The sequence below is a fragment of the Shinella sp. NM-101 genome, from assembly GCF_021401195.1.
GTDB lineage: Bacteria > Pseudomonadota > Alphaproteobacteria > Rhizobiales > Rhizobiaceae > Shinella.
In genome coordinates, this window is sequence record NZ_JACBFT010000010.1 from 166753 (window position 1) to 183753 (window position 17001).

The 17001-nt window shown below is 62.1% G+C and carries 29 protein-coding genes and 1 pseudogene; 2 read left to right on the top strand and 28 right to left on the bottom strand.

The genetic code is table 11. The features are described from left to right. Window positions 1-5 precede the first annotated feature (5 nt). Together msrP and msrQ are read left to right on the top strand one after the other, a co-directional pair. Complete coding sequence (msrP, locus tag L0976_RS19175) at window positions 6-947, top strand: protein-methionine-sulfoxide reductase catalytic subunit MsrP (RefSeq protein WP_234188868.1); 942 nt, start codon at window positions 6-8, stop codon at window positions 945-947. Then, the gene (gene msrQ / locus L0976_RS19180) at window positions 947-1591 is read left to right on the top strand and encodes a protein-methionine-sulfoxide reductase heme-binding subunit MsrQ (RefSeq protein WP_234188869.1); all 645 of its coding nucleotides are present in this window, start codon (window positions 947-949) and stop codon (window positions 1589-1591) included. The genes msrP and msrQ overlap by 1 nt, the downstream gene beginning before the upstream one ends. A gap of 79 nt (window positions 1592-1670) precedes the next feature. On the opposite strand, the gene rplQ is transcribed toward msrQ, so the two are convergent. The 28 genes and pseudogenes from rplQ to tuf form a co-directional block, all read right to left on the bottom strand. After that, window positions 1671-2096, bottom strand: a complete 426-nt coding sequence (gene rplQ / locus L0976_RS19185; RefSeq protein WP_203318716.1) for a 50S ribosomal protein L17 — start codon at window positions 2094-2096, stop codon at window positions 1671-1673. A gap of 140 nt (window positions 2097-2236) precedes the next feature. Continuing rightward, the gene (locus L0976_RS19190) at window positions 2237-3247 is read right to left on the bottom strand and encodes a DNA-directed RNA polymerase subunit alpha (RefSeq protein WP_203318715.1); all 1011 of its coding nucleotides are present in this window, start codon (window positions 3245-3247) and stop codon (window positions 2237-2239) included. A gap of 100 nt (window positions 3248-3347) precedes the next feature. After that, window positions 3348-3737, bottom strand: coding sequence for a 30S ribosomal protein S11 (rpsK, locus tag L0976_RS19195; protein ID WP_023513823.1), 390 nt, complete (start codon window positions 3735-3737; stop codon window positions 3348-3350). 244 nt (window positions 3738-3981) lie between these two features. Beyond that, complete coding sequence (rpsM, locus tag L0976_RS19200) at window positions 3982-4350, bottom strand: 30S ribosomal protein S13 (protein WP_064329867.1); 369 nt, start codon at window positions 4348-4350, stop codon at window positions 3982-3984. Between the two features lie 228 nt (window positions 4351-4578). Beyond that, on the bottom strand, window positions 4579-5163 hold the full coding sequence (locus L0976_RS19205) for an adenylate kinase (RefSeq protein WP_203318714.1): 585 nt from the start codon (window positions 5161-5163) through the stop codon (window positions 4579-4581). Further along, window positions 5160-6500: a preprotein translocase subunit SecY gene (gene secY, locus L0976_RS19210; protein WP_203318713.1), complete on the bottom strand. Its 1341-nt coding sequence runs from the start codon at window positions 6498-6500 to the stop codon at window positions 5160-5162. The genes L0976_RS19205 and secY overlap by 4 nt, the downstream gene beginning before the upstream one ends. Window positions 6501-6816: 316 nt before the next feature. Then, window positions 6817-7296 (bottom strand): 50S ribosomal protein L15, encoded by a 480-nt coding sequence (gene rplO, locus L0976_RS19215; protein ID WP_203318712.1) that lies wholly within the window; start codon window positions 7294-7296, stop codon window positions 6817-6819. 13 nt (window positions 7297-7309) lie between these two features. Next, window positions 7310-7513, bottom strand: a complete 204-nt coding sequence (rpmD, locus tag L0976_RS19220) for a 50S ribosomal protein L30 (protein ID WP_119258419.1) — start codon at window positions 7511-7513, stop codon at window positions 7310-7312. Window positions 7514-7526: 13 nt separating this feature from the next. Then, window positions 7527-8093 (bottom strand): 30S ribosomal protein S5, encoded by a 567-nt coding sequence (gene rpsE / locus L0976_RS19225; protein WP_119258420.1) that lies wholly within the window; start codon window positions 8091-8093, stop codon window positions 7527-7529. 130 nt (window positions 8094-8223) lie between these two features. Then, window positions 8224-8586, bottom strand: a complete 363-nt coding sequence (gene rplR / locus L0976_RS19230; RefSeq protein WP_203318711.1) for a 50S ribosomal protein L18 — start codon at window positions 8584-8586, stop codon at window positions 8224-8226. Between the two features lie 12 nt (window positions 8587-8598). Beyond that, window positions 8599-9132, bottom strand: coding sequence for a 50S ribosomal protein L6 (rplF, locus tag L0976_RS19235; protein WP_203318710.1), 534 nt, complete (start codon window positions 9130-9132; stop codon window positions 8599-8601). A 42-nt stretch (window positions 9133-9174) separates the two neighbouring features. Beyond that, window positions 9175-9573 (bottom strand): 30S ribosomal protein S8, encoded by a 399-nt coding sequence (gene rpsH, locus L0976_RS19240; RefSeq protein WP_203318709.1) that lies wholly within the window; start codon window positions 9571-9573, stop codon window positions 9175-9177. A 12-nt stretch (window positions 9574-9585) separates the two neighbouring features. Then, window positions 9586-9891, bottom strand: coding sequence for a 30S ribosomal protein S14 (rpsN, locus tag L0976_RS19245; protein ID WP_203318708.1), 306 nt, complete (start codon window positions 9889-9891; stop codon window positions 9586-9588). A gap of 33 nt (window positions 9892-9924) precedes the next feature. Then, a complete protein-coding gene (rplE, locus tag L0976_RS19250) occupies window positions 9925-10482 on the bottom strand; it encodes a 50S ribosomal protein L5 (RefSeq protein ID WP_203318707.1) in 558 nt (185 codons plus the stop codon). Next, window positions 10475-10786 carry a 50S ribosomal protein L24 gene (rplX, locus tag L0976_RS19255; RefSeq protein WP_024270443.1) on the bottom strand — a complete coding sequence of 104 codons (312 nt, stop codon included), beginning with the start codon at window positions 10784-10786 and terminating at the stop codon, window positions 10475-10477. The genes rplE and rplX overlap by 8 nt, the downstream gene beginning before the upstream one ends. 12 nt (window positions 10787-10798) lie before the next feature. Then, window positions 10799-11167: a 50S ribosomal protein L14 gene (gene rplN, locus L0976_RS19260; protein ID WP_003495199.1), complete on the bottom strand. Its 369-nt coding sequence runs from the start codon at window positions 11165-11167 to the stop codon at window positions 10799-10801. 236 nt (window positions 11168-11403) lie between these two features. Further along, on the bottom strand, window positions 11404-11640 hold the full coding sequence (gene rpsQ / locus L0976_RS19265) for a 30S ribosomal protein S17 (RefSeq protein ID WP_203318706.1): 237 nt from the start codon (window positions 11638-11640) through the stop codon (window positions 11404-11406). Window positions 11641-11652: 12 nt separating this feature from the next. Further along, window positions 11653-11853: a 50S ribosomal protein L29 gene (gene rpmC / locus L0976_RS19270; RefSeq protein WP_117372291.1), complete on the bottom strand. Its 201-nt coding sequence runs from the start codon at window positions 11851-11853 to the stop codon at window positions 11653-11655. 12 nt (window positions 11854-11865) lie between these two features. After that, window positions 11866-12279, bottom strand: coding sequence for a 50S ribosomal protein L16 (rplP, locus tag L0976_RS19275; RefSeq protein WP_117372290.1), 414 nt, complete (start codon window positions 12277-12279; stop codon window positions 11866-11868). Window positions 12280-12317: 38 nt separating this feature from the next. Next, complete coding sequence (gene rpsC / locus L0976_RS19280; RefSeq protein WP_203318705.1) at window positions 12318-13049, bottom strand: 30S ribosomal protein S3; 732 nt, start codon at window positions 13047-13049, stop codon at window positions 12318-12320. Next, a complete protein-coding gene (gene rplV / locus L0976_RS19285; protein WP_023514179.1) occupies window positions 13049-13438 on the bottom strand; it encodes a 50S ribosomal protein L22 in 390 nt (129 codons plus the stop codon). Before rplV ends, rpsC begins: the two co-directional genes overlap by 1 nt. Window positions 13439-13440: 2 nt before the next feature. Then, the gene (gene rpsS / locus L0976_RS19290) at window positions 13441-13719 is read right to left on the bottom strand and encodes a 30S ribosomal protein S19 (RefSeq protein WP_023517272.1); all 279 of its coding nucleotides are present in this window, start codon (window positions 13717-13719) and stop codon (window positions 13441-13443) included. A gap of 15 nt (window positions 13720-13734) precedes the next feature. After that, the gene (gene rplB, locus L0976_RS19295; protein ID WP_203318704.1) at window positions 13735-14571 is read right to left on the bottom strand and encodes a 50S ribosomal protein L2; all 837 of its coding nucleotides are present in this window, start codon (window positions 14569-14571) and stop codon (window positions 13735-13737) included. Window positions 14572-14602: 31 nt separating this feature from the next. Next, window positions 14603-14896, bottom strand: a complete 294-nt coding sequence (locus tag L0976_RS19300) for a 50S ribosomal protein L23 (protein WP_117372286.1) — start codon at window positions 14894-14896, stop codon at window positions 14603-14605. Then, complete coding sequence (rplD, locus tag L0976_RS19305) at window positions 14893-15513, bottom strand: 50S ribosomal protein L4 (protein ID WP_203318703.1); 621 nt, start codon at window positions 15511-15513, stop codon at window positions 14893-14895. The genes L0976_RS19300 and rplD overlap by 4 nt, the downstream gene beginning before the upstream one ends. Before the next feature lie 12 nt (window positions 15514-15525). Then, on the bottom strand, window positions 15526-16209 hold the full coding sequence (gene rplC, locus L0976_RS19310; protein WP_203318702.1) for a 50S ribosomal protein L3: 684 nt from the start codon (window positions 16207-16209) through the stop codon (window positions 15526-15528). Between the two features lie 159 nt (window positions 16210-16368). Beyond that, on the bottom strand, window positions 16369-16677 hold the full coding sequence (gene rpsJ, locus L0976_RS19315; protein WP_003507767.1) for a 30S ribosomal protein S10: 309 nt from the start codon (window positions 16675-16677) through the stop codon (window positions 16369-16371). Between the two features lie 187 nt (window positions 16678-16864). After that, window positions 16865-17001 (bottom strand): annotated as a pseudogene (tuf, locus tag L0976_RS19320) (elongation factor Tu); the annotation flags it as partial.

Sequence of the window (17001 nt, forward strand, 5' to 3'; positions counted from 1 at the left end):
CCGTCATGTCCTCCTATCGCCCACCCCGTATAGCCGCCTCGGAAATCACGCCCGAGCACTGTTTCCTCGATCGCCGCTCGTTTCTGGCGGCGGCGGCCGGCGGCGCGCTGACGGCGGCGGGAACGCCGGCCTTCGCGGAAGCGCTGAAGGCGTCGAAGAGCCCGTATGCGGTCGACGAGACGCTGACGCCCGAAAAGGACGTGACGAGCTACAACAATTTCTACGAGTTCGGCATGGGCAAGGGCGACCCGCTGGCAAACTCGGAAAAATTCAAGCCGACGCCATGGACGGTCAAGGTCGATGGCCTCGTCGGCAAGCCCAGGGAATTCGGGCTCGAAGAGTTGCTTGCCATGCCGCTCGAGGACCGGGTCTACCGCATGCGCTGCGTGGAGGCGTGGTCCATGGTGATCCCCTGGGTCGGCTTTCCGCTCGCCGCGCTCCTCGACAAGGTCGAGCCGCTGGGCGATGCCAGATATGTCGCCTTCGAGACGGTCGTACGGCCGGCGGAGATGCCGGGCCAGGCGGGCTACTTCCAGTCGCTGCCCTGGCCCTATGTCGAGGGCCTGAGGCTCGACGAGGCGCGCCATCCGCTGGCGATCCTCTCCGTTGGCGTCTACGGCAAGACGTTGCCGAACCAGAATGGCGCGCCGATCCGGCTCGTCGTGCCGTGGAAATACGGCTTCAAGGGCATCAAGTCGATCGTGAAGATCACGCTCACGGACAAGCAGCCGCCTTCGACCTGGAACATCTCCGCGCCGAACGAGTACGGCTTCTATGCCAATGTCAATCCGGAGGTCGACCATCCGCGCTGGAGCCAGGCGAGCGAGAACCGAATCGGCGAAGGCGGCTTCTTCGGGGCGAACCGCCGCCCGACCCTGCCCTTCAACGGCTACGGGGACGAGGTCGCCGGCCTCTATGCCGGCATGGACCTCAGGGCAAACTACTGATGGCCGCCATCCCCGCCCTGCCCCGCAAATACCATGCGGCGTCGATCTGGCTGCTCTATGTCGCCGGGCTTGCGCCTGCGGCCTATGGGTTCTGGCTCGGAGCGACGGGGCGGCTTCCCGGCAACCCGGTCAAGGAGTTCGAGCACCTGCTCGGGCTGTGGGCGTTGCGCTTCCTCGTCGTCACGCTGGCGATCACCCCGCTCCGCGACCTCGTCGGCCTCAACTGGATCCGCTACCGCCGCGCGCTCGGCCTGCTCGCCTTCTGGTACGTGCTGATGCACTTCCTGACCTATATGGTGCTCGACCAGTACCTGAATTTTTCCGCCGTTCTCGCCGACATCGCCAAGCGCCCCTTCATCACCATCGGCATGGCCGGGTTCGTGATGCTGATCCCGCTGGCGCTGACCTCCAACACCTGGTCGATCCGCAGGCTCGGGCCGCGCTGGACGAAACTGCACCGGCTCGTCTACGTCATCGCGGCCGCCGGGGCGCTGCATTTCGCCATGTCGGTGAAGGTCGTCGGGCTGGAGCCGTGGACCTATATCGTGCTGATGGTCCTACTCGTCTCCTGGCGCCTCGTGCGAACGCCCTTCAACCGCTGGAAGCGCGGGAGCGGCGGCGGGGCGCAGTTCAACAGGGCGTAGTCGAAGTACAGAACGCGATGCAAACGAAAAGGCCGGGAGATTGCTCTCCCGGCCTTCTTCATTCCGTGTCCCGAAGGGATCAGGCGGCTTCGGCAGCTTCCGCTTCAGCGGCAACGCGGGCCTTGTCGGCTGCGCCCTTGGCATCGACGTCGCGGTCGACGAACTCGATGACGGCGAGCGGGGCGTTGTCGCCGTGGCGGTAGCCGGCCTTCATGATGCGCAGGTAGCCACCGTTGCGGTTGGCATAGCGGCTTGCGATCGCGTCGAAGAGCTTCGAAACGACGGCAACGTCGCGGATCTGCGAGATCGCCTGGCGGCGAGCGTGCAGGTCGCCGCGCTTGCCGAGGGTGACGAGCTTCTCGACGATCGGGCGGATTTCCTTCGCCTTGGGCAGCGTCGTTACGATCTGCTCATGCTGGATGAGCGAGGCAGCCATGTTGGCGAACATCGCCTTGCGGTGGCTGGCGGTACGGTTGAGTTTGCGACCCGAATTCTGGTGGCGCATCTCGATTCTCCTTCACATGCAGGCAGGTGGCCTGCCGTTTGATGGTGGCGCATGTCCGTCCCGCCGTGCGGGACAAAGGGACATGCGCAGTTCATAGATGCTAAGGCCAGCGTCACGCGCCCCAAGGGGCGCGTGCGGCCTTAGTACTGGTCTTCGTAGCGCTTGGCGAGATCTTCGATGTTCTCCGGCGGCCATGCGGGCACTTCCATGCCGAGGTGCAGGCCCATGGAAGCGAGAACTTCCTTGATCTCGTTGAGCGACTTGCGACCAAAATTCGGAGTGCGAAGCATTTCGGCTTCGGTCTTCTGAATGAGATCGCCGATATAGACGATGTTGTCGTTCTTCAGGCAGTTCGCCGAACGGACGGAAAGTTCCAGTTCGTCGACCTTCTTGAGGAGCGCCGGGTTGAACGCCAGTTCCGTGACCGATTCTTCCTCGGCTTCCTTCTGCGGTTCGTCGAAGTTGACGAAGACCGAGAGCTGGTCCTGGAGAATGCGGGCCGCGAACGCGATCGCGTCTTCGCCCGTGACGGAACCGTCGGTCTCGATGGTCATCGTCAGCTTGTCGTAGTCGAGAACCTGGCCTTCACGGGTGTTTTCCACCTTGTAGGACACTTTCTTGACCGGCGAGTAGAGGCTGTCGACCGGGATGAGGCCGATCGGCGCGTCTTCGGAGCGGTTGCGGTCGGCCGGGACGTAGCCCTTGCCGTTGTTGACCGTGAACTCCATGCGGATTTCCGCGCCCTCGTCGAGGGTGCAGATGACGTGGTCGGGGTTCAGGATCTCGATGTCGCCGACCGTCTGGATGTCACCAGCCGTCACGACGCCCGGGCCCTGCTTGCGCACGACCATGCGCTTGGCATCGTCGCCATCCATCTTGATGGCGATTTCCTTGATGTTGAGCACGATGTCCGTCACGTCTTCCCGGACGCCCGGGATGGAGGAGAACTCGTGCAGGACGCCGTCGATCTGCACGGCGGTCACAGCCGCACCGCGCAGCGACGACAGGAGCACGCGACGCAGCGCGTTGCCGAGCGTCAGGCCGAAGCCACGCTCCAGCGGCTCTGCAACAAGGCTTGCCTTGGTGCGGCCGGAGGAGGAGAACTCCACCTTGTTCGGCTTGATCAGTTCCTGCCAGTTTTTCTGGATCATGTGTTTTGCCTTCCGTTCGCCGCCACCATCCAATCGTGGCGGCCGAGCCCTGAAGTACCGTGGACGCCGGAAGGCCTCCACGGTTGTTCGAATGCGATGATCAGACGCGGCGCTTCTTGCGCGGACGGCAACCGTTGTGCGGGATCGGCGTCACGTCGCGGATGGACGTGATCATGAAGCCGGCAGCCTGGAGGGCGCGCAGAGCCGATTCACGGCCGGAACCTGGACCGCAGACTTCGACTTCCAGCGACTTCATGCCGTGTTCCTGGGCCTTCTTGGCGCAGTCTTCGGCGGCGATCTGGGCGGCGAACGGGGTCGACTTGCGCGAACCCTTGAAGCCCTTCGCACCGGCCGACGACCAGGCAATGGCGTTGCCCTGTGCGTCGGTGATGGTGATCATCGTGTTGTTGAACGAAGAATTGACGTGAGCAACACCCGAGGTGATGTTCTTGCGTTCGCGACGGCGGACGCGTGCGGCTTCCTTGGCCATGGATAGTCCTTTCGTTGATCTCGACACCGCCGTAATGCCAGCGGCTCCACCGGGCCGGGTCGAAACCCCTGCCCTTAACAGTAATTGCAGACAGGCCCGAAGGCTTCCGTCTGCGGCGATATCGTCACTGCCGTAATGCCAGCAGCTCCACCGACCGGGGCTTCTTGACGAATGCGAGGCCCCGCTCGAAACTCAAAAGAGGCCGGCGCGAAGCGCCAGCCTCCCGTTCCCCGTTTCCGGGAAATTACTTCTTCTTGCCTGCGATGGCCTTGGCCGGACCCTTGCGGGTGCGGGCATTGGTGTGCGTGCGCTGGCCGCGGACCGGAAGGCCACGACGGTGACGCAGGCCACGGTAGCAACCGAGGTCCATGAGACGCTTGATGTTCATCGAGGTCTCGCGACGCAGGTCGCCTTCGACCTGGTAGTCGCGGTCGATGGCTTCGCGGATCTGCAGGATCTCTGCGTCCGTGAGCTGATGCACGCGACGATCAGCCGGGATACCGACCTTCTCGATGATTTCCTGTGCAAATTTCGGGCCGATCCCGTGAATGTAACGGAGCGCGATTACGACGCGCTTCGCGGTCGGGATGTTGACGCCAGCGATACGTGCCACGCCTGTTCTCCTTGCTTCCAGTTGCCATCCGGCAAGTGGTCTTCTTCATTCGATACGGCCACGAAAGCCGCTGCTCAATCCGATGTTCGGGACATGTCGAAAACGACCGTACCCGGACTTCACTCTCTGAAATCCGCGCCGATCGCAATGGTATGTCGCGAGTTGGCGCTGTCTTAAGGGGAATCGGCCGAAAAAGTCAACTCCCCGGCCGTCCTTTTTAACCCTGTATCAGGCGTTCTCGAGGATTCCCGCGATCTCGGCGGTCACCTTGTCGACATTGGCCATGCCGTCGACCGTCTGAAGCTTGCCCGTCGAAGCGTAGTAGTTCGACAGCGGCGCGGTCTTTTCGCGGTATTCCGTCAGGCGGCGCTTGAAGGCCTCCGGATTGTCGTCGGAACGGACCGTGCCGCCGGCAGCGACCGTTTCGGCCACGCGATTCTCCATGCGCTTGACCAGCGCGTCCTCGTCGACCTTCAATTCGATCACGGCGTCGAGCGCGATGCCCTTGCCGGCGAGGATCCGGTCGAGCGCCTCGGCCTGCGGAACCGTGCGCGGATAGCCGTCGAGGATGAAGCCCCTGGCACAGTCCGGCGAATCGACGCGGTCGGACACGATCTCGTTGACGATCGCGTCGGAGACGAGCTGGCCGGCATCCATGACGGCCTTCGCCCGCTGGCCGACATCCGTGCCGGCGGCGACGGCCGCGCGCAGCATGTCACCCGTGGAAAGCTGCGGAATACCGTACTTCTCCGTCAGGAGCTTGGCTTGCGTTCCCTTGCCAGCGCCCGGCGGCCCCAGAAAAATCAGTCTCATCGTCCCCTCTTTCCTCCACGCAGCTTCGACTTCTTGATCAGCCCCTCATACTGCTGGGCAATCAGGTGGCCCTGTATCTGTGCTACAGTATCCAGGGTCACGCTGACAACAATCAAAAGCGACGTACCACCAAGGTAGAATGGCACGCCGGTCTGCGCGATGAGTATTTCAGGAAGGATACAGACGAACATCAGGTAAGCCGCGCCGACGACCGTGATGCGGGTCAGAACGTAGTCGATATACTCGGCGGTGCGCTCGCCCGGACGGATGCCGGGGATGAAGCCGCCGTGCTTCTTCAGGTTGTCGGCCGTGTCCTTCGGATTGAAGACGATGGCCGTGTAGAAGAAGGCGAAGAAGGCGATCATGCCGGCATAGAGCACCATGTAGAGCGGCTTGCCGTGGCCGAGGGACGCGATGACCGACGTCGCCCAGGCGGGCATTTCCGAGGTATTCGAGAAGCCCGCGAGCGTTGCCGGCAGCAGCAGCAGCGAGGAGGCGAAGATCGCCGGGATGACGCCCGAGGTGTTGAGCTTCAGCGGCAGGTGCGAGGTATCGCCCTGGAACATGCGGTTGCCGACCTGGCGTTTGGGATACTGGATCAGCAGGCGGCGCTGGGCGCGCTCGACGAAGACGATGAGGGCGATGACGCAGACCGCCATCACGACGACCGCCAACACGACGCCGATCGAAAGCTGGCCGGTGCGGCCAAGTTCCAGCGTATTGCCGAGGGCGCGGGGCAGCGCCGCGACGATGCCGGCGAAGATGATCAGCGAAATGCCGTTGCCGATGCCGCGCGAGGTGATCTGCTCGCCGAGCCACATCAGGAACATGGTGCCGCCGAGCAGCGAGATGACGGTGGAAATGCGGAAGAACCAGCCCGGATCGTTGACCAGCCCTGCCCCGCTCTCCAGGCCGACGGAAATGCCGTAGGCCTGCAGCGCGCCAAGCAGCACGGTGCCGTAGCGGGTGTACTGGTTGATGATCTTGCGGCCCTGCTCGCCCTCCTTCTTCAACTGCTCCAGCGACGGAACGACCGAGGTCATGAGCTGCACGATGATCGACGCGGAAATGTACGGCATGATGCCGAGCGCGAAGATCGCCATGCGCTCGACGGCGCCGCCGGAGAACATGTTGAAGAGGCCGAGAATGCCGCTCGACTGGCCGCGGAAGGCCTGCGCGAAGGCATCGGGATTGAGGCCCGGCAACGGGATGTAGGTGCCGAGACGATAGACGAGCAGCGCGCCCAGCGTGAACCAGAGACGCTTCTTCAGGTCTTCCGCCTTGGCGAAAGTCGAGAAGTTGAGATTAGAGGCGAGTTGTTCCGCTGCCGAAGCCATGCATTTCTCCGCGTAGCCGATCCGGCGGCGGTGAAGCCCGGCCAGGTCCGGAATGGCTGATCCGTTGGCACCCGCGACCGGCCCTCCCCGGACCGACGACGCCGATGCTGAAATTGGTCGTGCCCTTCTGCCATTGCAGCAAATCGGGCGGATGGAGCCTAAACCGGTTGAAACGCGGATTGTCAAGCAATCCCGGCCTCACCCTGGTTTTTCTTCCGGACAACAGCGGGGAAGCGAATCCGGGCCGTCGTTGTGAGGCTCACATATGGGAGCAAAATCGCCCGGTGTGAAGCACACCGGGCGACTATTTGTCGAATTATTCCGCGGCTTCCGCGGCGGCTGCCAGCAGCTTCACAGAACCACCGGCCTTTTCGATCTTCTCGACCGCCGGCTTGGAGGCGCCGGCGACCTCGAAGGCCACCTTGGCCTTCAGTTCGCCGTCGGCAAGGATCCGCACGCCGTCCTTTTCGCGACGGATGACGCCGGCTGCCTTGAGGGCGGCGGCATCAACGGTTGCCTTGGCGTCGAGCTTGCCGGCATCGATCGCCTTCTGGACGCGGTCCAGGGAAACGATGACGAAGTCGGACGCGAAGATGTTGTTGAAGCCGCGCTTCGGCAGTCGACGGTAGATGGGCATCTGACCGCCTTCGAAGCCGTTGATGGCGACGCCCGAACGAGCCTTCTGACCCTTGACACCGCGACCACCGGTCTTGCCCTTGCCGGAGCCGATACCGCGACCGAGGCGCTTGCGACCCTTCGTGGAACCTTCGTTGTCCTTGATTTCGTTAAGCTTCATGATCTCTACTCCCTCACTTCTCGTCGACGACGCGAACGAGGTGCTGGACGGCACGGATCATGCCGCGGACAGACGGCGTGTCTTCCAGCGTGCGAACCCGGTGCATCTTGTTGAGGCCCAGGCCGACGAGCGTTGCGCGCTGTACGGCCGGACGGCGGATGGGGCTGCCGATCTGCTCGACAGTCACCGTCTTCTTGGCGGTTTCTTTCTTGGCCATGGATCAGTGCTCCTTATTCTTCAGCAGCAACGCCGGCCGACTGACGACGCGCCTGCAGCGTGGCGTACTTCATGCCGCGCTGAGCTGCGATGTCCTTCGGGTGCATCTGGCTCTTGAGAGCGTCGAACGTCGCACGGATCATGTTGTACGGGTTCGAGGAACCGGTCGACTTGGCGACGACGTCATGAACGCCGAGCGTTTCGAAGACGGCGCGCATCGGGCCGCCGGCGATGATGCCGGTACCGGCCTTGGCCGACCGAAGCAGGACCTTGCCGGCGCCGTGGCGGCCGTGCACGTCGTGGTGCAGCGTGCGGCCGGAGCGCAGCGGAACGAAGATGAGGTCGCGCTTGGCCGCTTCCGTGGCCTTGCGGATCGCTTCGGGAACTTCACGAGCCTTGCCGTGGCCGAAGCCGACGCGGCCCTTCTGGTCGCCGACGACGACGAGAGCTGCAAAACCGAAACGACGGCCGCCCTTGACGACCTTCGCGACGCGGTTGATCGCGACGAGCTTGTCGACAAACTCGCTGTCGCGCTCTTCGCGGTTCTGGCGGTCATCGCGACCGCGCTTTTCCTGTGCCATTGTCCTTTTCCTTTTTCTTTTCCGGGTGCAATCGGCAGATTGACGAAAGCCGCCCCCATTTCAGGCGAATGGAAGCGACGGATACCCTGCTGATCCGGCCGGCAGGCGCCTTGCGGCGCCCGCCGATCGATCAGAAGCTGAGACCACCTTCACGGGCAGCTTCGGCGAGAGCCTTGATGCGGCCGTGATAGATGAAGGCGCCACGGTCGAAAACGACCTCCTTGACGCCTGCCTTGACGGCGCGCTCTGCAATGAGCTTGCCGACGGCAGCGGCTGCTGCCGTGTCGGCGCCCGTCTTCAGCGACGGACGCAGATCGGTGTCGAGCGTGGAGGCGGACGCAAGCGTCTTGCCGGCCACGTCATCGATGACCTGTACGTAGATGTTCTTCGACGAGCGATGAACCGACAGGCGCGGACGGCCATTGGCGACCGACTTGATGGAACGGCGCACGCGGTTGGCGCGGCGCTGGAGAGCTTCTTTCCTGCTAGCCATTTCGCGTGATCCTTACTTCTTCTTGCCTTCTTTGCGGACAATCCGCTCTTCGGCATACTTGACGCCCTTGCCCTTGTAGGGCTCGGGGCCACGATATTCGCGGATTTCCGCGGCGACCTGGCCGACCTGCTGCTTGCTGATGCCGGAAACGATGATTTCCGTCGGCTTCGGCACAGCAATCGAGATGCCTTCCGGCGTCTGGTAGACCACGTCGTGGCTGAAGCCGAGAGCGAGCTGCAGGTTCTTGCCCTGCAGAGACGCGCGGTAGCCGACGCCGTTGATTTCGAGCTTGCGCTCGTAACCGTCCTTGACGCCCTTGAAGATGCCTTCGATCATCGTGCGGGACATGCCCCACTTCGAACGCGCATCCTTGGACTGGTTGACCGGCTGAACGACAACGGCGTTGTCTTCGAGCTTGACCGAAACTTCGTCATTGGCGACGAAGAACAGTTCGCCCTTCGGGCCCTTGGCGGTAACCTTCTGACCGTCGACGGTCGCGGTGACACCAGCGGGAACCGGAACGGGCTTCTTACCGATACGAGACATTGTTTTATCCTGTCTGTTCGTTATGGAGATCCCTGCCCTGTCTTAGAAGACGGAGCAAAGAATCTCGCCACCAACGTTCTGTTCGCGTGCCTGGTGATCGGCCATCACGCCCTTCGGGGTCGAAAGGATGGTGATGCCGAGGCCGTTCGCGACCTGCGGAATGGACTTTACCGAGACATAGACCCGGCGGCCCGGCTTGGACACGCGGTCGATCTTGCGGATCACCGACGCGCCTTCGTAGTACTTGAGTTCGATGTTCAGCTCGGCCTTGCCGTTGCCGAACTCGACTTCGGAATATCCGCGGATGTAGCCTTCGGACTGAAGGACATCCAGGACGCGTGCACGCAGCTTGGAAGCCGGCGTGGAAACGCTCGACTTGCGGCGAGCGGCGCCGTTGCGGATACGGGTGAGCATATCGCCCAGGGGATCAGTCATTGCCATGTACCCGTCTCCTTACCAGCTCGACTTGACGATGCCCGGCACGCGGCCGGAATTGCCCAGTTCGCGAAGCGCAATACGCGACATCTTGAGTTTGCGATAGAAAGCGCGCGGACGGCCCGTGACTTCGCAACGGTTGCGAATGCGGGTCTTGGAGCCATTGCGCGGCATTTCGGCAAGCTTCAGGGTAGCCTTGAAGCGCTCTTCGATCGGAAGAGACTGGTTCTGGATGATCGCCTTGAGGGCGGCACGCTTGGCAGCCTGGCTGGCGACCAGCTTGCGGCGGCGGTTATTCTTTTCTACTGCGCTGGTTTTCGCCATAACAGTTATCCTTCTTTACGCTTGTCGTTACGGTCAGGCGCGGAACGGGAAGTTGAACTCTTTCAGAAGAGCCCGCGCTTCGTCGTCCGTCGGTGCCGTCGTGCAAACGATGATGTCCATGCCCCACATCTGATCAACCTTGTCGTAGTTGATCTCAGGGAACACAATGTGCTCCTTAATGCCCATGGCGAAGTTGCCACGGCCATCGAAGGACTTCGGGTTCAGACCACGGAAGTCGCGTACGCGCGGCAGCGCGATGTTCACGAGGCGATCCAGAAATTCATACATGCGCGCGCCGCGAAGGGTCACCTTCGCGCCGATCGGCATGCCTTCGCGCAGCTTGAAGCCGGCGATGGAGTTGCGGGCGCGCGTGATGACCGGCTTCTGGCCGGCAATCGATGCGAGGTCGCCGGCCGCTACGCTGGGCTTCTTCGAATCGGCCGTCGATTCACCAACACCCATGTTGATGACGACCTTTTCGAGGCGCGGGATCTGCATCTCGTTGGCGTAGGAGAACTGCTCCCTCAGCGCCGCGCGGATGCGCTCGACATATTCCTTCTTGAGCCGGGGCTCATACTTGGTGTCAGCCATCGATCGACACTCCCGAACGCTTTGCTACACGAACCTTCTTGTCGCCCTCGACCTTGAAACCGACGCGGGTCGGCTTGCCGTCCTTGGGGTCGGCGATCGCGATGTTCGACAGGTGGATCGAAGCTTCCTTGGTGATGATGCCGGCTTCCTGGGTCTGGGTCTGGCGCTGGTGACGCTTCACCAGGTTGATACCCTTGACGACCGCACGGTCTTCCTTCGGCATGACCTGAACAACTTCACCGGTACGGCCCTTGTCCTTGCCGGTGAGCACGACGACCTTGTCGCCCTTACGAATCTTCTGCATAGCCATCGCTCCTTACAGCACTTCGGGAGCCAGCGAGATGATCTTCATGTGGTTCTTGGCGCGGAGTTCGCGCGGAACCGGTCCGAAGATACGGGTGCCGATGGGCTCTTTCTTGTTGTCGATCAGGACGGCTGCGTTGTTGTCAAAACGAATGACGCTGCCGTCGGCGCGACGGATGTCCTTGGCGGTGCGCACGACGACCGCCTTCATCACGTCACCCTTCTTCACGCGGCCGCGCGGGATCGCTTCCTTGATCGAGACGACGATGATGTCGCCGACAGAAGCGTACTTGCGCTTGGAGCCGCCCAGCACCTTGATGCACATGACACGACGTGCGCCGGAATTATCCGCGACGTCGAGGTTAGTCTGCATCTGAATCATGTCAGGTCGCCTTCTTGTTTTACCGGACCGGTTGGGTGTCAGCCCCCTGTTCCAGCTTATGAAAATTCATGTTTTCGCGCGGGGTGGTGTGTTGCCAAGGTGGTTTCCACGTTGGTTGCCCACTGGACCTTCCCTGCGCTCAAAGCAAAAGAACGCTCGCGATTCCGAGCGTCCTTGCGCTGCTTCATACAGATTTTGGCGCCAGACGCAAGGGCCTGACGCCAAATCCGATGTTTTTAGGCGTGGGCCGACACGACGGTCCAGCGCTTGTCCTTGGAAATCGGCGCGCATTCCTCGATGGATACGACATCGCCGATCTTGTACTGGTTGTTCTCGTCATGCGCCTTGTACTTCTTGGACCGGCGAACGGTCTTCTGAAGCAGCGGGTGGGCAAAACGGCGCTCGACGCGAACGACAACGGTCTTGTCGTTCTTGTCGCTGACTACGGTGCCCTGCAGAATGCGTTTCGGCATATTTTTCTTCCTTTAAGCCTTGGCTTCTGCCGCCTTCTGGCGGGCGATGGTCTTGACGCGCGCGATGTCCTTGCGGACTTCGTTGATGCGCGAGGTCTTCTCAAGCTGGCCGGTGGCCTTCTGGAAGCGCAGGTTGAACTGCTCCTTCTTCAGCTTGGCAAGCTCGTCGTTGAGCTGGTCGGCGCTCAGCGCCTTGACGTCTGCGGCTTTCATGGCGCTCGCTCCTTACTCTGCAATGCGCTGTACGAAGCGCGTCTTGACCGAGAGCTTGGCCGAGCCGAGGCGAAGCGCTTCACGCGCGATTTCCTCGGAAACACCGTCGATCTCGAACATCATACGGCCGGGCTTGACCTTGGCCGCCCAGTATTCGACCGAACCCTTACCCTTACCCATACGGACTTCCGTGGGCTTTGCGGTGACGGGCACGTCGGGGAACACGCGGATCCACACACGGCCGGCACGCTTCATGTAACGGGTGATCGCGCGGCGGGCCGCTTCGATCTCGCGAGCGTTCACGCGATTCGGTTCCTGAGCCTTCAAGCCGAACTCGCCGAAAGCGAGGTCGGAGCCGCCCTTGGCGACACCCTTGATGCGGCCCTTGAACTGCTTGCGGTACTTGGTACGCTTTGGCTGCAACATTTTTTTACTTCTCCGATATTGGCTGCCAAACGCGACTGTTACGCGTTTTCACGACGACGGTCGCCGCGGTCGCCGCGTTCACGGCTTGCGGGACCCTGGCTGTCACTTTCGCTGGCGCGACGTTCAGAGGCCATCGGATCGTGCTCAAGGATTTCGCCCTTGAAGATCCAGACCTTGATGCCGCAGATGCCGAATGCGGTTTCGGCTTCGGCCGTACCGTAGTCGATGTCCGCACGCAGCGTGTGAAGCGGAACGCGACCTTCGCGGTACCATTCCGTACGGGCGATTTCCGCGCCGCCGAGACGGCCGGCGCAGGTGATCTTGATGCCTTCGGCGCCGAGACGCATAGCCGACTGGACAGCACGCTTCATCGCACGGCGGAAAGCCACGCGGCGCTCGAGCTGCTGGGCGATCGACTGGGCGACGAGGGTCGCGTCGACTTCGGGCTTGCGCACTTCGACGATGTTGAGGTGCGTTTCCGAATTCGTCATCTCGGCAAGCTTCTTGCGAAGCTTCTCGATGTCCGCACCCTTCTTGCCGATGATCAGACCCGGGCGAGCCGAGTGGATCGTGACGCGGCACTTCTTGTGCGGGCGCTCGATGACGACCTTGGCGATACCGGCCTGCTTCAGTTCGTCCATGACGAACTTGCGGATCTTCAGGTCTTCGTGGAGCAGCTGGCCGTATTCGGCGTTGTCGGCGAACCAGCGGCTGTCCCAGGTACGGTTGATGCCGAGGCGGAAACCGATCGGATTAATCTTCTGGCCCATTATGCGGCCTCCCCTTTGGCTTCGACTTCACGGACGACGATCGTCAGATGCGAGAAAGGCTTCTCGATCCGCGATGCACGGCCGCGGCCACGAGCGGCGAAGCGCTTCATGACGATCGACTTGCCGACATAGGCCTCAGCGACGATCAGACTATCGACGTCGAGGTCGTGGTTGTTTTCTGCGTTGGCGATCGCGGACTCGAGCGTCTTCTTGACGGTCTCGGCGCTGCGCTTGCGCGAGAACTCGAGCTCGGCGAGAGCGCGGTCCACCTTCTTGCCGCGGATGAGCGCAGCAAGAAGGTTGAGCTTCTGGGGGCTGACGCGGATCGTGCGCGCGATGGCCTGCGCCTCGTTATCCTTCAGCCGACGTTCGGCTTTAGCCTTACCCATCGTTACTTCCTCTTCGCCTTCTTGTCCGCGCCGTGACCGTAATAGGTCCGGGTCGGAGCGAATTCACCAAACTTGTGGCCGACCATGTCTTCGTTGACGGCCACCGGGATGTGCTTGCTGCCGTTGTAGACGCCGAAGGTGAGACCTACGAACTGCGGCAGGATCGTGGAGCGACGGCTCCAGATCTTGATTACTTCGCTGCGACCGCCTTCACGAACCTTCTCAGCCTTCTTGAGAAGATAGCCGTCAACAAACGGGCCTTTCCATACTGAACGAGCCATTCCTGACTACCTCTCTTACTTCTTCTTCAAGTGGCGCGAGCGCATGATGAACTTGTCGGTCGACTTGTTCGAGCGGGTACGCTTGCCCTTGGTGGGCTTGCCCCACGGCGACACCGGATGGCGGCCACCGGAGGTGCGGCCTTCACCACCGCCGTGCGGGTGGTCGACCGGGTTCATGACGACGCCGCGGTTGTGCGGGGTCTTGCCGCGCCAGCGCGTGCGACCGGCCTTGCCGTCGTTGATGTTGCCGTGATCCGCGTTGGAGACGGCGCCGATCGTTGCGAGGCAGGACGAGTGAACCAGGCGCTGTTCGCCCGAGTTCAGGCGAAGGATCGCCATGCCCTGGTCGCGACCGACGAGCTGGACGAACGTGCCGGCCGAACGGGCGATCTGGCCGCCCTTGCCCGGCTTCATCTCGACGTTGTGAACGATCGAGCCGACCGGGATGTACTGCAGCGGCATGGTGTTGCCGGGCTTGACGTCAACGGCCTTGTCGGACGCGACGACCTTGTCGCCGGCAGCCAGGCGCTGCGGGGCCAGGATGTAGGCCTGCTCGCCGTCGGCATAGTTCACCAGCGCGATGAAAGCGGTGCGGTTCGGGTCGTATTCCAGGCGCTCGACCGTGCCCTCGACGTCGAACTTGCGACGCTTGAAGTCGATGATACGGTAGGTGCGCTTGTGACCGCCGCCGATGAAGCGGGCGGTGATGCGGCCGAGGTTGTTACGGCCGCCGCTCTTGGAGAGGCCTTCGGTCAGAGCCTTGACGGGCTTGCCCTTGTAAAGGCCCGACCGGTCGACGATGACCAGCTGGCGCTGGCTCGGAGTGGTCGGATTGAAGTGTTTCAATGCCATTTTCTTGTTTCCCTTTTAGCCGAGTGCCCGATTAGAGCCCGGTGGAGACGTCGATGGACTGACCGTCAGCGAGCGTGACGATAGCCTTCTTGACATCTCCCTGCCGGCCGGCGAAGCCGCGGAAACGCTTTACCTTGCCCTTGCGGACGAGCGTGTTCACAGCCGTGACCTTGACGCCGAAGAGTGCTTCGACGGCAGCCTTGATCTCAGGCTTGGAAGCGCGCTTGGCAACGTTGAAGACGATCTGGTTGTTTTCGGATACCAGCGTCGACTTTTCGGTGATCGAAGGAGATACGATCACATCGTAGTGGCGAAGATCCGTCATTTGAACCGCTCCTCGAGGGCTTCTACAGCAGCCTTGGAGAGCACGAGCTTGCCGCGGCGCAGGATGTCGTAAACATTGATGCCCTGGATCGGCAGGACATCCACGTTCGGGATGTTGCGCGCTGCGAGCTTGAAGTTGCCGTCAAGTTCCGCGCCGCCGATGAAGAGGGCGTTGGTGAGGCCGAGCGAAGCGAATGCGCCGGCCAGGGCCTTCGTCTTTGCTTCCGAGGCGACGAGGTCGTCGATGATGATGACGTCGTCAGCCTTGATCTTGGCCGAGAGGGCGTGACGCAGGCCGAGCGCGCGAACCTGCTTGGGCAGGTCGTGGGCGTGGCTGCGGGATACCGGGCCGTGAGCCTTGGCACCGCCGCGGAACTGCGGAGCGCGCGCCGAATGGTGACGAGCGCGGCCCGTACCCTTCTGCTTGTACATCTTGGAGCCGGTGCGAGCGACTTCGCCGCGGGTCAGCGACTGGTGCGTGCCCTGCTGCTTCTTGGCGAGCTGCCAGCGGACGACGCGGGCAATGATGTCTTCGCGCGGCTCGAGGCCGAAGATCGCGTCGGAGAGGGAGACCTTGCCGGCGTCCTTCCCTTCGAGGGTCGTGACTTTGAGATCCATGATCAGGCTCCCTTACTTGGCTGCGGCGCGCACGGCGGCCGGACGCGGAGCGTCGGACGGGGTGCCGGACTTGACGGCGTCACGAACGACGATCCAGGCGCCCTTGGAGCCCGGGACTGCGCCCTTGACGAGGATGAGACCGCGCTCTTCGTCGGTGGAGACGACTTCGAGGTTCTGGGTGGTGACGCGCGTCTGGCCCATGTGACCAGCCATGCGCTTGCCCTTCCAGACCTTGCCCGGATCCTGGTTGTTACCCGTCGAACCGTGCGAACGGTGCGAAACGGAAACGCCGTGCGTTGCACGAAGACCACCGAAGTTGTGGCGCTTCATGGCACCGGCGAAGCCCTTACCGATCGTGGTGCCGGTGACGTCGACGAGCTGGCCGGCGACGAAGTGGCTGGCGGTCAGTTCCGCGCCGATGTCGATCAGGTTGTCTTCCGAAACGCGGAACTCGACGAGCTTGGCCTTCGGCTCCACGCTTGCGGCGGAAAACTGGCCGCGCAGCGCCTTTGCCGTGTTCTTCACCTTGGAAGAGCCGGCGCCGAGCTGAACAGCCGTGTAGCCGTTCTTTTCCTGCGTACGCTGGGCAACGACCTGGACGTTGTCCAGTCGCAGTACTGTTACCGGGATGTGCTCACCTGCGTCGTTATAGACGCGAGTCATCCCTACTTTCTGTGCAATCACACCTGAACGCATGGTTCAATCCTCTTAGAAGTCCTGGCGGGATCGTGACGTCCCGTCATGCCTCTTGGTTTAAGGATTCCACTCGGGCTCGAAGGCCGTCGGGTTTCCCGTTTTCAGAAGACGTCGGCTTAGCGCCACGTACCTTCCTTGTTATTTCGGCTTGCGCCGGACTTAGAGTTTGATCTCTACGTCTACACCGGCCGCAAGGTCGAGCTTCATGAGAGCATCGACCGTCTGCGGCGTCGGATCTACGATGTCGAGCAGGCGCTTGTGGGTGCGCATCTCGAACTGTTCACGGCTCTTCTTGTCGACGTGGGGCGAGCGGTTGACCGTGAACTTTTCAATACGGGTCGGGAGCGGAACGGGACCGCGGACGCTGGCGCCGGTGCGCTTTGCCGTCGACACGATTTCACGCGTGGAGGCATCAAGGATCCGGTGGTCAAACGCCTTGAGGCGGATGCGGATGTTCTGGCCGTTCATACGACTTTTCCTTAGTTCGTTTTCGCGCGATTCTCAGGGAAATGCGCGTTTCTTGATTCTGGCGGTTCCCATAACGGAACGCACACGAAAACACAATGCCGAAAGGCCAGTCCGCTAAATTATCAAAGACCGGAGGGGCAGGGTTGGCCCCTGCCCTTCCTATTTCAGCGGCCTGAGGCCTTGAGACTTACTCGACGATCGAAGCGACGATGCCGGCGCCGACGGTGCGGCCGCCTTCGCGGATGGCGAAGCGCAGCTTTTCTTCCATCGCGATCGGAACGATCAGCTCGACGTCAACCGTCACGTTGTCGCCCGGCATCACCA

Bases quoted from the DNA above. Each gene is read 5' to 3' on its own strand.
- msrP (WP_234188868.1), top strand. From the start codon at position 6: ATGTCCTCCTATCGCCCACCCCGTATAGCCGCCTCGGAAATCACGCCC.
- msrQ (WP_234188869.1), top strand. From the start codon at position 947: ATGGCCGCCATCCCCGCCCTGCCCCGCAAATACCATGCGGCGTCGATC.
- rplQ (WP_203318716.1), bottom strand. From the start codon at position 2,096: ATGCGCCACCAGAATTCGGGTCGCAAACTCAACCGTACCGCCAGCCAC.
- L0976_RS19190 (WP_203318715.1), bottom strand. From the start codon at position 3,247: ATGATCCAGAAAAACTGGCAGGAACTGATCAAGCCGAACAAGGTGGAG.
- rpsK (WP_023513823.1), bottom strand. From the start codon at position 3,737: ATGGCCAAGGAAGCCGCACGCGTCCGCCGTCGCGAACGCAAGAACATC.
- L0976_RS19205 (WP_203318714.1), bottom strand. From the start codon at position 5,163: ATGAGACTGATTTTTCTGGGGCCGCCGGGCGCTGGCAAGGGAACGCAA.
- secY (WP_203318713.1), bottom strand. From the start codon at position 6,500: ATGGCTTCGGCAGCGGAACAACTCGCCTCTAATCTCAACTTCTCGACT.
- rplO (WP_203318712.1), bottom strand. From the start codon at position 7,296: ATGAAGCTTAACGAAATCAAGGACAACGAAGGTTCCACGAAGGGTCGC.
- rpmD (WP_119258419.1), bottom strand. From the start codon at position 7,513: ATGGCCAAGAAAGAAACCGCCAAGAAGACGGTGACTGTCGAGCAGATC.
- rpsE (WP_119258420.1), bottom strand. From the start codon at position 8,093: ATGGCACAGGAAAAGCGCGGTCGCGATGACCGCCAGAACCGCGAAGAG.
- rplR (WP_203318711.1), bottom strand. From the start codon at position 8,586: ATGGCTAGCAGGAAAGAAGCTCTCCAGCGCCGCGCCAACCGCGTGCGC.
- rplF (WP_203318710.1), bottom strand. From the start codon at position 9,132: ATGTCTCGTATCGGTAAGAAGCCCGTTCCGGTTCCCGCTGGTGTCACC.
- rpsH (WP_203318709.1), bottom strand. From the start codon at position 9,573: ATGGCAATGACTGATCCCCTGGGCGATATGCTCACCCGTATCCGCAAC.
- rpsN (WP_203318708.1), bottom strand. From the start codon at position 9,891: ATGGCGAAAACCAGCGCAGTAGAAAAGAATAACCGCCGCCGCAAGCTG.
- rplE (WP_203318707.1), bottom strand. From the start codon at position 10,482: ATGGCTGACACCAAGTATGAGCCCCGGCTCAAGAAGGAATATGTCGAG.
- rplX (WP_024270443.1), bottom strand. From the start codon at position 10,786: ATGCAGAAGATTCGTAAGGGCGACAAGGTCGTCGTGCTCACCGGCAAG.
- rplN (WP_003495199.1), bottom strand. From the start codon at position 11,167: ATGATTCAGATGCAGACTAACCTCGACGTCGCGGATAATTCCGGCGCA.
- rpsQ (WP_203318706.1), bottom strand. From the start codon at position 11,640: ATGCCGAAACGCATTCTGCAGGGCACCGTAGTCAGCGACAAGAACGAC.
- rpmC (WP_117372291.1), bottom strand. From the start codon at position 11,853: ATGAAAGCCGCAGACGTCAAGGCGCTGAGCGCCGACCAGCTCAACGAC.
- rplP (WP_117372290.1), bottom strand. From the start codon at position 12,279: ATGTTGCAGCCAAAGCGTACCAAGTACCGCAAGCAGTTCAAGGGCCGC.
- rpsC (WP_203318705.1), bottom strand. From the start codon at position 13,049: ATGGGCCAGAAGATTAATCCGATCGGTTTCCGCCTCGGCATCAACCGT.
- rplV (WP_023514179.1), bottom strand. From the start codon at position 13,438: ATGGGTAAGGCTAAAGCCGAACGTCGGCTGAAGGATAACGAGGCGCAG.
- rpsS (WP_023517272.1), bottom strand. From the start codon at position 13,719: ATGGCTCGTTCAGTATGGAAAGGCCCGTTTGTTGACGGCTATCTTCTC.
- rplB (WP_203318704.1), bottom strand. From the start codon at position 14,571: ATGGCATTGAAACACTTCAATCCGACCACTCCGAGCCAGCGCCAGCTG.
- L0976_RS19300 (WP_117372286.1), bottom strand. From the start codon at position 14,896: ATGACGGATCTTCGCCACTACGATGTGATCGTATCTCCTTCGATCACC.
- rplD (WP_203318703.1), bottom strand. From the start codon at position 15,513: ATGGATCTCAAAGTCACGACCCTCGAAGGGAAGGACGCCGGCAAGGTC.
- rplC (WP_203318702.1), bottom strand. From the start codon at position 16,209: ATGCGTTCAGGTGTGATTGCACAGAAAGTAGGGATGACTCGCGTCTAT.
- rpsJ (WP_003507767.1), bottom strand. From the start codon at position 16,677: ATGAACGGCCAGAACATCCGCATCCGCCTCAAGGCGTTTGACCACCGG.